Source organism: Sphingomonas azotifigens NBRC 15497, from assembly GCF_002091475.1.
GTDB classification, from domain to species: domain Bacteria; phylum Pseudomonadota; class Alphaproteobacteria; order Sphingomonadales; family Sphingomonadaceae; genus Sphingomonas; species Sphingomonas azotifigens.
Genome location: NZ_BCTR01000163.1, coordinates 1 through 557 on the forward strand (window position 1 = coordinate 1; position 557 = coordinate 557).

The window sequence follows — 557 nt, forward strand, 5'->3', positions numbered from 1 at the left end:
CGGCTACGGACAGCGAAGCGGAAAAGGCCCTGCTCGATTTCGTGGCAGGATTTCGGGACGGGCATCTGTCGCCCTTGCCCCGGCTAATCGCGCCGACTGTCGCCGTTGCCCTCGAACCGGAAGATGCGCCGCTGGTCGCCGGGGACGCGCGCACCGGCTGCGCAGCGCTCGACTATGCTGCGGCCAGCCCGATCGCGTTTTCGCTGCCCTTCGAAAGCCTGCCGGGCTTCGTCTTGCTCGGCGACGGGCTGAGCGCGCCCTTCCGTGTCGGCCTGACCCCCGCCCCGGACGGTCGCAAGATCGGGATCGTTCGTATCCAGGCGTTCCGGTCGACCGCATTTCCAGTGCTGTGCACGCGCGCCTGGGCTGCGCTCGAAGCTGCCGGCAAGCCGCTTGCCCGTCGCGCGATCGAGGGCGCGGCGAGCGACCTGTGGTTCGCCGCCCTTGCCGAGGCGTTGGCAAAGCTGCGCGAGCAAAAGGTCGTTGCCGTGCTCGTGGACGTCGGCAACAATAGCGGCGGCGATGACAGCGGCGACTGGATGCCGCGCATGTTCACC

The 557-nt window shown here is 68.8% G+C and carries 1 protein-coding gene; it reads left to right on the top strand.

Features of this window, described 5'->3' with window-relative positions; genetic code table 11:
* The coding region (locus SAZ01S_RS23450; protein WP_218018172.1) for a hypothetical protein at positions 1–557 on the top strand (557 nt) is incomplete at both ends.